Below are 13,263 nucleotides of genomic sequence, written 5' to 3'. Positions count from 1 at the left end.
TGGTTTCTGAATATCGATTTATAAATAAGGAATTTTAATAATTTATTTACATACAAAAGGCTGTACCGATAGTGATACAGCCTTTTTATTTTATTAAATCTCAATCTCAACCTTAATCTCAATAATTTAAAGCCTCGATTTCTTAGGATTCAGAAAAGTATTGAAAATCATAACTTCCTGTCCGAATTTTGCTTCAATTCTTTCAGCAATATTTTCCATTTCGCTTTTGATGAAATCTTCTCTCAGCTCGTCATTATCAAAAATAAGCAGAAGATTATAGTTTTTGCCTTCTTCAATATAATCACTGTGTACTTCAGAAAGGATATATTGATTAACGTTCATCAGATTTTCCGTCATTAAAACCAAAGTTTCATCCATGTAATTTTCCCAGGCTTCAAGATTATTTTTTGTGCAGTGGAACGTTATGCTTAATATGCTCATATTTTATGAATTTTTAAGATTCTATAGATAAATTTTACCGCAAAAATCGGCAAATTTTTCGTAAATTAGCCCGTTAATAAAAATACAAAAAAAATAATTTTCAGACGTATAGCTAAGGGTCTGACTATCATTATAATAAAATTGTTTATGCAAAAAGAAGGAGAAAGACTGATTCCTATCAACATTGTTGATGAAATGAAGTCATCTTATATCGATTATTCGATGTCGGTTATCGTTTCCAGAGCGTTGCCGGATGTAAGAGATGGCTTGAAACCCGTTCATAGAAGAGTACTTTACGGTATGTATGGATTAGGGGTTTTTTCTAATCGAAAGTATTTAAAATCTGCGAGAATTGTTGGAGACGTTTTAGGTAAATATCACCCGCACGGAGACTCCTCTGTATACGATGCAATGGTAAGAATGGCTCAGGACTGGAGCTTGCGTTATCCGCAGGTAGACGGACAGGGGAACTTCGGTTCCATGGACGGAGATCCGCCTGCAGCAATGCGTTACACCGAGGCAAGACTGAAAAAAATATCTGATGAGGTCCTTTCGGATCTGGATAAGGAAACGGTAGATTTTCAGAATAACTTCGACGACAGTTTACAGGAACCGACGGTTTTACCTTCAAAAATTCCGAATCTTTTAGTCAACGGAACTTCCGGTATCGCAGTAGGTATGGCTACGAATATGGCTCCGCACAATTTATCGGAAGCTGTAGACGCAATCTGCGCTTATATCGACAACAGAGAAATCTCAATTGACGAATTAATGCAGCACATTATTGCTCCGGATTTTCCTACAGGGGGAATTATCTATGGATACGATGGCGTAAGAGATGCGTTCCATACTGGTCGCGGAAGAGTAGTTCTGAGAGCAAAAGTAGCTTTTGAAGAAATCGGGAACAGAAATGCAATCATCGTAAACGAAGTGCCTTATCAGGTAAACAAAGCGGAAATGATTGCCAGAACTGCGGAACTGGTAAAAGAAGAAAAAATTCCGGGAATTTACGAAATCAGAGACGAATCGGACAGAAGAGGTCTTCGTATCGTTTATGAACTTAAAAATGATGCAATCCCGAATGTTGTTCTGAACTTACTTTATAAATATACAGCGCTTCAAACCTCTTTCAGTGTAAACAATATTGCATTGGTTCACGGAAGACCGGAGCAGCTTAACTTAAAAGACATTATTCATCATTTCGTAGAGCACAGACATGAAGTTATCGTAAGAAGAACTCAGTTCGAGCTTAGAAAAGCCAAAGAAAGAGCGCACATTCTTGAAGGTTTCATGAAAGTGATCGGTTCTCAGGATTCTTTGGATAAAGCGATTTCAATTATCCGTCATTCTGCCAATCCACAGGCTGCGAAAGAAGGATTGATCGAAGCTTTCGAGCTTTCTGAAATTCAGGCTCAGGCAATTCTTGATTTACGTCTTGCCCGTTTAACAGGAATGGAGCTTGACAAGATCCGTGATGAATATGATGCCATCATGAAAGAAATTGCAGATCTGGAAGATATTCTGGCAAACGAACCAAGAAGATTCCAGATCATCAAAGACGAATTAATTGAAGTTAAAGAAAAATACGGAGACGAAAGAAGAACCGAAATCGATTATTCAGGTGGTGAAATGTCTATCGAAGATATCATCCCGAATGAATCTGTAGTTCTTACGATTTCTCACGCAGGATACATTAAGAGAACTTCTCTTTCTGAATACAAAATCCAGAGCAGAGGTGGTGTAGGAAACAAAGCGGCAACAACAAGAGATGCAGATTTCCTTGAATATATTGTTTCGGCAACCAACCACCAATACATGTTGTTCTTTACCGAAAAAGGAAGATGTTACTGGTTAAGAGTATTTGAAATTCCGGAAGGCTCCAAAACGGCAAAAGGAAGAGCGGTACAAAACCTTATTAACATTGAACCGGACGATAAAATTAAAGCTTACATCAGAACCAACAACTTAAAAGATTCTGAATATGTAAACCAGATGAGCGTTGTGATGGTAACGAAAAACGGAACCATTAAGAAAACTTCGCTGGAAGCATATTCAAGACCTAGAGTAAACGGGGTAAATGCTATTGAGATCAGAGATAATGACCAGTTGTTAGGCGCTTATCTAACGAACGGAACTTCACAGATCATGATTGCTACCAAAAACGGTAAATGTATCCGTTTCCCTGAAGAGAAGGTAAGAGAAGTAGGAAGAGGATCGATCGGTGTTCGTGGTATTGCCATGGAAGAAGACGATGAGGCAATCGGTATGATTGTTGTAAATGATGTGGAAAAAGAAACAGTACTTGTGGTATCCGAAAAAGGATACGGGAAGAGAACTGCGGTAGAAGATTACAGAATTACCAACAGAGGAGGAAAAGGAGTTATCACACTGAATATTACTGAAAAGACAGGAAATCTTATTGCTATTCAGAATGTAACGGATGAAGACGGATTAATGATCATTAACAAATCGGGAGTTGCCATCAGAATGGGAATGGACGAAATGAGAGTGATGGGTAGAAATACACAGGGCGTAAGACTGATTAATCTTAAAAAGAATGACGAAATTGCTGCTATTGCAAAAGTAGAAATGGATAAAGATGTGGAAGACGATTCTGAAGAAAACGAAGAAGGAGCTGTAGGATCGCTATTTGATAACCAGGAAAACAATACAGAAACACCTCAGACGGAAAACGAAAATCCGGCAGAAGGAAATGAGAATTCTGAATCTGAAGAATAATATTGTACAATTAATATAAATAGTGATTATGAGAAAACTAATTTTAGGTATAGCTATTGTTGCATCTGCTTTCGTTTTCGGACAAAAAGAAGATGTTAATGCAAAACTGCAGGAAGCCAATAAAGTTGCAATGGACGCTTACAATGCGAAAAATTATGCAGCAGCGGCTCCTAAATTCATGGAAGTTTATAACTTACTGAAAACAAACGGGCAGGACAATAAAGTATATATGTATTACTCAGGATTGAATTATGCTTTGGCAAACGATATCCCTCAGGCTACAAAAATATATACAGACCTTATCAATTCCGGTTATACAGGTGTTGAAACCACCTATACTGCAAAAGATAACAAAACAGGTCAGGTGGCGAGCTATGATAAAAATACCTGGGAATTACTGAAGAAAACATCTTCAAAAGATTATTCAGACTTCAAAACAGAACAGTCTCCAAGTGTTGAACAGGATTTATATGAGACTTTGGCAACTTTATTAATCAATGCAAAGAAAAATGATGAAGCTTTAGCATTAATTGAAAAAGGACTGGCTAAATTTCCAAACAGTGCCAAATTGAAAGAATATCAGGGAAGTGCACTGTATGCATCAGGAAATACAGAAAAATTCATGACAAACCTGAAAGAACAGCTGGCTAAAAATCCTACCGATGCTACCAATTGGTATAATTTAGGAGTTCTTCAGGCAAAAAATCCTGCAACAACTGCAGAAGCAATTGCATCTTTCCAGAAGGCAATCGAATTGAAACCTGATTTTGCCAATGCTTATCAGAACTTAGTGTACACTGTAATCGGAGATGATGAAAAAGCTGTAGCTGAAATCAATGCATTAAGAAAAACAAAACCGGACGATGCTACAAAATTAATTGAAGCAAGAAAAGAAAGGTTTACAAAAGCAATTCCTTACGGGGAAAAATGGCTTCAGGCATTACCAAACGATATTACAGCTGTTCAGGTAATGAAGGATGTGTATAATACATCTAAAAATACAGCCAAGTATAATGAAATGAAAGCTAAAGAAGCTGAATTGGCAGCAAAGCAGCCAGCGAAATAATTTCAGATACTTACAGTTAAATATAAACCGGAACGTTTTTGTTTCGGTTTTTTTTATTTAATAGAAACAAATATTTTGGTAATGTACTGAAAAATAGTTGGTGAAATTCAGGATATATTTTAATAAATTATGGATGTTAATCCGAAGAGGACAAAAGCACTGGTGGAGATCAACTTTTCAGCAATAGGATTAATGTTCAAAACGATAGTTTTAAGGTGAGGTTTCCCTCACCTTTTCGTTTATTATCGGATGAACCTTATGGCTAAAAAAACTCTATTTTTCGTTAGAAAAATAAATATACCATTTGATGAAATTGATTCGGTTTTTCAATGTGAGACCTCTGTGCAGGTCGAGATGATTTTTTAAATGGCTGAAATATCCCTCAATACCATTGGTTGTTTTAGGAATATTGGGATTTTCCAGATAATGAAACATATTGGGCAATGCCCGTTTTATAGTAAAATACGATCGTCTGATAAGCTTGTGGGTATACCAGTATCTTTCGGTTTCAAGATTAATTGTTTTTTCATTAATATAATCCTGATGTCTCAAATACCAGTCGTTGAGTTCATTTTTCCACCAGATTTTATCGTTTTGTGTTTTAATTTTCAGTAATAATAAAACGTGTTTTCGAAGTTCCTGACCGGCAATGTGTTTAGGAAACTTTGTGAGCCAGATCAGGCACATTCTCTGAATATGAACCAGACATCTCTGAGTAATGATGTCTCCATCAGATTTATTTATGGCTTTCAAAACGCTTTTATGTCCATCTGTAGTAATGCTTTCCAGCTTTACGCCCAGCCGTAAAAGATTGTTTAAATCTTCCCTGATTTCTTCATAATGTTCTCCATCGGTAAAACGGATAAGCTGTGTATATCCATCAAAATCATCCTGATAAGCAATTAAACAGAACTGAGCAAAATAAGTTGCATCCATTCTTAAATTCACCTTTTCCCGTTTGATGATCTTTAAGGTAGGAGACTGCTCTAAAATGGTATAAAATGTTTTCTGCAAAGTATCTTTCGAATAACCGCTGTCTCTGCAAAGCGTTTTGTAGGTCTGCCTTTCCAATACCCATTTTTTGAACCAGATAAAACGATTTTTAATTCTCTGCTCCGTTCTGTTTTGAGTAAATAAAATCCCGCAATTTTTACATTTAAATCTTTGCTTTCCCCCTTGTTTTCCCCAACGAATTACCTCCAGGCTTGAACAAGACCAACAACGTTTTTTTGCCATTTTTCAGACAAAGAAAAAGTTTTATGAAACACGTTTCATAAAACTTCCTCCAAGCAGCCTAACAATGAGGTTTTGATAGGATTCTACCAACTATTTTTCAGTATTATGCCAATATTTTCATGCTTTAATAATGTAGTATTAGATATCTGTCATTATGAAAGAAGCGAAGCGTATTGAAGAATCTGTTTCTATTGCCCAAATTTAATCTTCAAAAAAAATTCGGGTTTTGTATTGGAATAAAGTTAGTTTTCAAATATTCAGCATTATTCAATTTTTTGAGCCAAAAGTAACTAAAGTATCAAAATATTTTTCATCTTTTGCGGTAAAAAAGTTTAAACAGGATGTAATTTAAAAACAATGAGCCGTTAAACAAGATGCAGCGAAATTTGTATTAAAATAACCTTAGTTCGGGATAAGAAATAAATTTAAATAATTGATTTATAGTATAGTATTTATTTATCGCAAAGAAAAACAAAAGATTTTTTTACTTATTGAAAGTTGGTAAGCTAAACAAAAGCACTTCGTTTATTTAAAAAAGACAAAAATGGTATTACTTTGATAAGTTTTACGCCTTTGTATATCTTAAAAGCTGAATTACTGATAATTGAATCTCTTTGTTTAACGTTGCGTGTAATAAGACTTATCCCGAACTCAGGTTAAAATAATTTCTAGCATCAAAAACAGCTGATATTCGAACCAAAATTCCAACGATTATCATCAAAAATCAATGTTAAAATTCTCTGCAATTCCGTATCTTTGAGAAAAATTTTTACAAAAATGATTGAGTGGAAAACCGCCAAAGAATACGAAGATATTACGTACAAAAAATGTAATGGGGTAGCGAGAATTGCTTTCAACAGACCGGAAGTCCGTAACGCTTTCAGACCAAAAACAACCTCAGAATTATACGATGCTTTTTATGACGCTTATGAAGATCCGAAAATTGGTGTTGTCCTGCTTTCAGGAGAAGGACCAAGTCCGAAAGACGGAGGCTGGGCATTTTGCAGTGGTGGAGATCAGAAAGCAAGAGGACATCAAGGGTATGTAGGAGAAGACGGAAGACACCGTTTAAATATTCTTGAAGTTCAGCGTCTCATCCGTTTTATGCCAAAAGTGGTGATTGCAGTGGTTCCGGGTTGGGCTGTTGGTGGAGGACACTCTCTTCATGTGGTTTGTGATCTTACTTTAGCAAGTGAAGAACATGCAATTTTCAAGCAAACCGATGCCGATGTTACAAGTTTCGATGGAGGTTACGGATCTGCTTATCTTGCAAAAATGGTAGGCCAGAAAAAAGCCCGCGAAATTTTCTTTTTAGGAAGAAATTATTCCGCTCAGGAAGCTTTCGAAATGGGAATGGTAAATAAAGTGGTTCCTCATGCAGAACTGGAAGATACAGCCTATGAATGGGCTCAGGAAATTTTAGCTAAATCTCCTACTTCTATCAGAATGCTGAAATTTGCCATGAACCTTACAGACGACGGAATGGTGGGGCAGCAGGTTTTTGCAGGTGAAGCAACACGTCTGGCGTACATGACGGAGGAAGCAAAAGAAGGAAGAAATGCATTCCTTGAAAAAAGAAAGCCGAATTTCGGAGACGATCAGTGGATATCTTAACATAAGTAATTGGCAATGAGTAATGAGCAATAAAAACATTACTTATTACCAATTACTCATTACCTATACATATGAAAGATTGGATAAAAGCCGCAAGGCTTAGAACGTTGCCGTTGTCGCTCAGCGGAATTATTATGGGAGCTTTCATTGCAAAATGGAGGCTTTATGGTGAAGGTAAAATTTGGGACTGGAGAATTTTTGCTTTGGCATTAGTTGTAACTTTATTATACCAGATCCTTTCAAATTACGCCAATGATTACGGAGACGGAGTAAAAGGAACCGATGCCAAAAGAGCGACAGAAGCAGAAGCAAGAGCAGTAGCCTCAGGAAAAATTACGGCAAAACAGATGAGAAATGCAGTTATTCTTTTCTCCGTTTTATCTTTTATAGCAACAGTAGCCCTTTTATATGTGGCGTTTATTCCCAATTATATGAATGAATTTTACATATTCATCGGTTTGGGAATCTTGAGCATTTTAGCGGCAATTGGTTATACGGTGGGTAAGAAACCTTACGGATACATGGGATTGGGAGATATTTTTGTATTTATCTTCTTCGGTCTTGTTTCGGTCTGCGGAAGTTATTTCCTGTTTACCAAATCGTTCAGCTGGGATATGTTACTGCCCGGAACCGCGATCGGAATGATGAGTATGGCTGTTCTGAACCTGAACAATATGAGAGACATCGAAAGCGATAAATTATCAGGGAAAAACAGTTTTGCACTGAGAATCGGCTTCAAAAATGCAATGATTTATGAAATGATTCTTTTACAGCTTCCTCTGATTTTAATTTTGTTGTTCTTAGGAGTCAATGGTTTTTTCCAGACTCAGAATTACAAAGTGTTTATTGTGATGATCTTAATGATCCCTTTAATGAAAATCAGAAGAAAGATTATGACCGTAAAAAATCCGAGAGAACTGGATCCTTTCCTGAAACAGGTAGGAATCATGACGTTTATGATTGCAGCTCTTACTGCTGCAGGACTTAATCTGTTTGGTTAAAATAATAATATGACCGCTTTAAAAATTACCTCCTGTTTATCCGTAGCAGCGGCATTCATTATAATTTACAGTTTAATTAATGAAATGCAGGATGGGGCGTCTTTCTCAGAGATTGCCTTTCTGCCATTTTTAATCCTGATTGCTGTTTTGACAAACGCGGTTATGGCGGTGCTTTTTTTAGCAGGAAAAATAAAGCTGATAAAGGAATTCCTTATTATCCAGATTTTTATCTTGATGCTTACCGGCTTCATGATATTTCAGATTTTATTTAATTCAACAATTTCAGACTAAATCAAAATATAATTTTTAAATAAATTAAAATGAAAATACAATACTTAGGACAAAATTGCTTTTTGTTCACGTACAAAGACAAAACAATATTATCAGATCCATTCTACAACTATAAAAAGGCAGAGTCAGGATTCGATATTTCTGCACAGAAAATCGATTATATTTTATTAACGCACGCTCATGGAGATCACATTGCGGATGTAGAGGAAGTTTTACAGCATCATCCTGAAGCAACACTTATTGCAGTTCCCGAAATCTGCGGATACTTTAAAAATGCAAAAAACACAGACGATGTCAACTTAGGAGGATCAGCAAAAATCGATGATCTTAAAATTTCTATGGTTCCGGCTCATCATACAAGTTCGTTTCCGGACGGAAGTTATGGCGGCGTTCCTGTAGGCTATATTTTCAGGCTTCCTGAAGGTAAAAACCTGTATATGGCAGGAGACACCGGAGTAATGGCAGATATGGAGCTGTTTCCAAGGTTGTACGGTAATTTACACCTTTCCATCCTTCCGATCGGAAGTCACTACACAATGTGCCCGAGAAAGGCAGCATTTGCAGCAGCAGAATTATTAAAAACTCCAAAAGTAATCGGATGTCATTTTGATACTTTCCCTGCTATTGAAATTAATCATGAAAGTGCATTAAAGCATTTTGAAGATAAAAATGTAGAACTTGTTTTACCAAAACTGGGAGAGACGTTCGAATTTTAAATAAATGTTGGGAGGTAATTTGAAAACAGGAATTAAAATGTTGAAGTATATAAAAACAAAAAAAGATAATTATCCAATTACCTCTCTTCAACTTAAACCAATAAAAAATGGCAAGCTACCTAAATCACACCGCTACGACCGATTACCTTTGCTGCGTTCCCACCCTGGAGGATTCTCAGGAGCTGGTTGTTTAGGACTTGCCGTTGCAAAGGTAGGAATATTTTGCAAAACTCAAAACTTTATTAAAGAAAATTAATGGAAAAAATTGGCTTGCAGAGGTAGTTTGCTGAAATTCAGACCAATAATTTTTCAGAAATTTTCAAAAAAATTAGATATGACGAAGAGCCCTTCCACATTAGGAATTTTACTGTTTGGCGCTACGATGATCGTTTTTTTCGTGGTGTATTACTTCTTTTCAGGAGTTAATTATTTTGATATTTCATTGAAAGCCAATGCTTTCGTTTTACCGATTCTGTATGCCGGAGCTGCGTTCTGGTCGGTGAAATCTTACTGGAGCAGCCATAGAACGGTGAGCTTCAAAGAAGCATTTAAAAGAGCTTTCGTTCCCATGTTTATCGGAGGAATTTTATCCATTTTCAGCATTTATGCTTTCTTAAATTTTGTAGATACAGACGCGAAAAAACTGCTGAATTATCAGTATGTGACAAGACAGAAAGCGGAAATGGATAAAGAATATTATTCTGCAAGAAAAGTTTTAAAGCACCAGAAAGACATTGATGAACTGGATAAAAAGTACAAAGAAAGGCTTCCAAGCTTCTCTCCGGAAGCGGTGAAAGGAAAAGATATGCTTACTGCAAGTCATTTTTCAGGATATTTTGCGGCAATTCTTATATTTTACGTAGTTTTGTCAGTGTTTTTCGGAGCGTTTTTCAGAACAAAAACAATCTATCAGGAAGAACAAAACCAAGAATAATTTTTTATTAAAATTAAATGAATTTATCTATAGTTATTCCGTTACTGAATGAGGAAGCCTCTCTGGAAGAGCTTTTTTCAAGGATTGATAACGTTTGTAAATCAAATAGTTTATCTTATGAAATCTGGTTTGTAGATGATGGAAGTACGGATCTTTCGTGGAGCATTATCGAAAATTTGAAAGTACAGCATCCTCAGATCCACGGAATTAAATTTTCTAAAAATTACGGAAAATCTCAGGCGCTTCATGCTGCGTTTGAAAGAACAAACGGAGATGTCATCATCACCATGGATGCTGATTTACAGGATTTTCCGGAAGAAATCCCTGAATTGTACAACATGGTTGTTCAGGATAATTACGACATTGTTTCCGGCTGGAAAAAAAAGCGTTTTGATAACGTAATGACGAAAAACGTACCGTCGAAATTATTCAATGCCGCAGCCAGAAAAGTCTCCGGTGTTTATCTTCACGATTTCAACTGCGGACTGAAAGCTTACAAAAAGCAGGTCGTAAAATCAATTGATGTTTACGGAGATATGCACCGTTACATTCCTGTTTTGGCGGCAAATGCAGGATTCAGAAGAATTACGGAAAAAGAAGTTCAGCACCAAGCGAGACCTTACGGAACTTCAAAATTCGGAACCGAAAGATTTATCAGAGGATTTCTGGATCTGGTAACACTTTGGTTTGTAAGTCGTTTCGGAGGAAGGCCGATGCATTTCTTCGGAGCGGTAGGAACTTTAATGTTTATCTTTGGTTTTCTCTCTGCACTTTGGTTGGGTGTTTCAAAGTTAATTGATGTGGCAAGAGGAATTTATGGTCATTTAATTACCAATAATCCGTGGTTTTTTATTGCTTTAACCATGATGATTATGGGAACCCTGCTTTTCGTAGCCGGATTTTTAGGAGAAATGATTATCAGAACCAACAGAGAGCATAAGAATTATAATATTGATGAAGTTTTGTAAATAAAATCAGAATGAAATCCCGATTAATTCCGGTTTTTTTGGTGTTCCCTTTTCTGGTTTTTTCGCAAACTAAACATAAGAAAATAAAAAGGGTTTTTACGAATCAGAATATTGCGATTATAGAGAAAAATCATTTACAGCAGGAATCTACTTTTCTGTTTGAGTTTGATGAAGGCAATCAGGCTTTTTCTTTACCTGCCACCAGACTGAGATTAGGCATAAATAAAGATGTTGAAATTTTCACGGATATCAATTTTGGATACACAAAACCTTCAGGATTCGGACTCCAGCCTTTGTCTTTCGGTGCAAAAGCCAATGTGTTTAATGAGGGAAAATATTGTCCCGAGATAAGCATTTTAGGCGAAGTGCAGACAAAAAACTGGGGCTCAAAAAACTACAGGAATGAAAGTTTTCTGGTACCGCTCTTATCATTTATGATTCAGAAAGATTTTAATGATAAATTTTCGGGTGAACTGGATTATAGTGTACAATGGTTTGACGGTAATGCGAAACCCAGTTTCATAAAAGATCTATTCTTTAATTATAATTTTAATCAGATCTATTCTGCAAGCATTGGAATTACCGATTTTTCTACGGAATTACAGAATAATAACTTTCTTTTTTATGGAAGTGTGACAGATACTTTTAAAGACAAAAACTTTACCTTGTCTCTGGAATATGGGAAATATATAGAAAACTCTATTCAGAATTCTTATTTTAGTTTAGGGTTTACAAAAAATTTTAATCTGAAAAATAATGATAAAAATTAAAATCATATCTTATTTTTGTACGAGTATGAAAAAAAAATATAACTGTATGGTATGGAGGAATTTGCTATATGTGGCTTTTTTTTCTGTTCTCTTTTCATGTGGTAAAATATCTCCGAAAGGAAATATCGAAAGAAAAGATGTAGAGGTAGCGGAATTTGTAAATCTAGATTTGCAGGGGAAATTCCGTGTTTTCTACGCAAGGGGAAGCAAAAACTTTATAGAAATCGAAACCTATCCGAATGTCGCCGATAATCTTGATGTGGATGTAAAAGATAAAACCCTGACCATCAGAGAAAAACGAGGAACAAAAGGAGTAGATTTTTATAATGTAACGATCTATTCAAAATACAATCTGGAAAAAGTAACCGCTTCAGATTCTGTAGAAATGAATATTTCGAGCGAAATTAAAACCGATAATTTTAAGCTGAATTTAAAAAATTATGCTACTTTTATGGGTTCGGTAAATACAAGAAGGGCAGAAGTGGAAATGATGAACCGAAGCAGGGCCAATTTTCTGGGGCAAACAAAAGATGCTGTCATTAAAGTATCTGATACAGCAAGTTTAATCGCTCCTTACTGGAAAATTGAAAACCTGAATATCGACTCTAAAAACGGAAATTACGCCGAAGTCAATGTAAAAGATTCATTAAAAGGACATATTCAGAATACGGCAAAATTTGTGTATTATAATGATCCGGTTAGGGTTTTTAAAATTGATAAAAGTACAAGAGTGGAGAATAAGAAATTGGATTGAGAAGTAAGTTGGAAGAAAAAAAATACACAGCGAATAGTATTCAAAGCTTAGAAGGAATGGAGCATGTAAGACTTCGTCCTAAAATGTATTTTGAAGACTGTTTTAAAGAAAATAATTTAAATGCTCTTGTATTTGGATCTTTATGTCACGCTATTGATGAATATTTTGATGAAAATTGTAGTGAAATTATAATTAATGCTGTAGGAAACTCATTAAAAATTGAATATAATGCAGGAATGTCTTTAGAAAAATCTCACGATTTAACTATAGCAGAATGCATTATGACCAAAATCGGCGCATGCAGTAATGAGAAGAAGCATTTGGAAGTAGGTGATGAATTTTGTCGGGTTGGAATGGCAATAATTAATGCTGTCTCTGAAAAATGTGAACTCAAGACAATTTTCAACAGACAAGAAGGTCATTTTATTTTTGAAAAAGGAAAAACAGTATCGAAGGAAATTATTAAAACGGATAATTCTGAGGATTTTACAACAATAAGCTTTGAGATCAGCAAAGAGATTTTTGGAGATTCTGTTTTTGAATTAAATGATTTGCAATTGAAATTAAATGCTTTGAAAGAAAGACTGCCAAATTTAAAAATTGAGACAAGTAATCTATAAATAAGTGCTTGTCATTTTGAATGAAATGAAGAATCTTTTATAAACAGATTTCTCCTTCGTCAAAATGACAAATGCTGAAACGATAAAACAAAGAAATTAAAACCGGAACTTTA

Annotated in this window: 13 protein-coding genes and 1 other RNA gene; 11 read left to right on the top strand and 3 right to left on the bottom strand. The window is 35.5% G+C overall.

Annotation, left to right across the window (positions count from 1 at the left end; all coding sequences use genetic code 11):
* Window positions 1-126: 126 nt before the first annotated feature.
* Entirely contained in the window at window positions 127-441 is a 315-nt protein-coding gene (locus KKI44_RS03420; protein WP_214589843.1) for a DUF4286 family protein, read from the bottom strand.
* A gap of 147 nt (window positions 442-588) precedes the next feature.
* On the opposite strand from KKI44_RS03420, the gene gyrA reads away from it, so the two are divergent.
* A complete protein-coding gene (gene gyrA, locus KKI44_RS03415; protein WP_214589842.1) occupies window positions 589-3,180 on the top strand; it encodes a DNA gyrase subunit A in 2,592 nt (863 codons plus the stop codon).
* 28 nt (window positions 3,181-3,208) lie between these two features.
* Complete coding sequence (locus KKI44_RS03410) at window positions 3,209-4,246, top strand: tetratricopeptide repeat protein (protein WP_214589841.1); 1,038 nt, start codon at window positions 3,209-3,211, stop codon at window positions 4,244-4,246.
* Window positions 4,247-4,519: 273 nt separating this feature from the next.
* Here KKI44_RS03410 and KKI44_RS03405 read toward each other — a convergent pair whose 3' ends face one another.
* Window positions 4,520-5,482 (bottom strand): transposase, encoded by a 963-nt coding sequence (locus KKI44_RS03405; protein ID WP_250902065.1) that lies wholly within the window; start codon window positions 5,480-5,482, stop codon window positions 4,520-4,522.
* A 777-nt stretch (window positions 5,483-6,259) separates the two neighbouring features.
* Here KKI44_RS03405 and KKI44_RS03400 point away from each other — a divergent pair.
* The 4 genes from KKI44_RS03400 (at window position 6,260) to KKI44_RS03385 (ending at window position 9,104) form a co-directional block, all read left to right on the top strand.
* Complete coding sequence (locus KKI44_RS03400; RefSeq protein ID WP_076390536.1) at window positions 6,260-7,096, top strand: 1,4-dihydroxy-2-naphthoyl-CoA synthase; 837 nt, start codon at window positions 6,260-6,262, stop codon at window positions 7,094-7,096.
* 71 nt (window positions 7,097-7,167) lie between these two features.
* Window positions 7,168-8,097: a 1,4-dihydroxy-2-naphthoate octaprenyltransferase gene (gene menA / locus KKI44_RS03395; RefSeq protein ID WP_214589840.1), complete on the top strand. Its 930-nt coding sequence runs from the start codon at window positions 7,168-7,170 to the stop codon at window positions 8,095-8,097.
* Between the two features lie 9 nt (window positions 8,098-8,106).
* Entirely contained in the window at window positions 8,107-8,388 is a 282-nt protein-coding gene (locus KKI44_RS03390; RefSeq protein ID WP_214589839.1) for a hypothetical protein, read from the top strand.
* 29 nt (window positions 8,389-8,417) lie between these two features.
* Entirely contained in the window at window positions 8,418-9,104 is a 687-nt protein-coding gene (locus tag KKI44_RS03385) for a metal-dependent hydrolase (protein ID WP_214589838.1), read from the top strand.
* Between the two features lie 105 nt (window positions 9,105-9,209).
* Here KKI44_RS03385 and ffs read toward each other — a convergent pair.
* Window positions 9,210-9,307, bottom strand: an RNA gene (gene ffs, locus KKI44_RS03380) — signal recognition particle sRNA small type.
* A 131-nt stretch (window positions 9,308-9,438) separates the two neighbouring features.
* Here ffs and KKI44_RS03375 point away from each other — a divergent pair.
* From KKI44_RS03375 to KKI44_RS03355, 5 genes are read left to right on the top strand one after another with little or no spacing between them, the layout of a single operon-like run.
* A complete protein-coding gene (locus KKI44_RS03375; protein WP_185204623.1) occupies window positions 9,439-10,038 on the top strand; it encodes a DUF4199 domain-containing protein in 600 nt (199 codons plus the stop codon).
* Window positions 10,039-10,055: 17 nt separating this feature from the next.
* Entirely contained in the window at window positions 10,056-11,006 is a 951-nt protein-coding gene (locus KKI44_RS03370) for a glycosyltransferase family 2 protein (protein WP_214589837.1), read from the top strand.
* Between the two features lie 11 nt (window positions 11,007-11,017).
* Window positions 11,018-11,776: a hypothetical protein gene (locus KKI44_RS03365; protein WP_214589836.1), complete on the top strand. Its 759-nt coding sequence runs from the start codon at window positions 11,018-11,020 to the stop codon at window positions 11,774-11,776.
* A 46-nt stretch (window positions 11,777-11,822) separates the two neighbouring features.
* Complete coding sequence (locus KKI44_RS03360) at window positions 11,823-12,530, top strand: GIN domain-containing protein (protein WP_214589835.1); 708 nt, start codon at window positions 11,823-11,825, stop codon at window positions 12,528-12,530.
* A gap of 8 nt (window positions 12,531-12,538) precedes the next feature.
* A complete protein-coding gene (locus tag KKI44_RS03355) occupies window positions 12,539-13,150 on the top strand; it encodes a hypothetical protein (protein WP_214589834.1) in 612 nt (203 codons plus the stop codon).
* Window positions 13,151-13,263: the final 113 nt, after the last annotated feature.

This window comes from Chryseobacterium sp. ZHDP1 (assembly GCF_018603435.1).
Classification (GTDB): Bacteria; Bacteroidota; Bacteroidia; order Flavobacteriales; family Weeksellaceae; genus Chryseobacterium; species Chryseobacterium indicum.
This window is presented reverse-complemented; position numbering and strand designations above follow the sequence as displayed.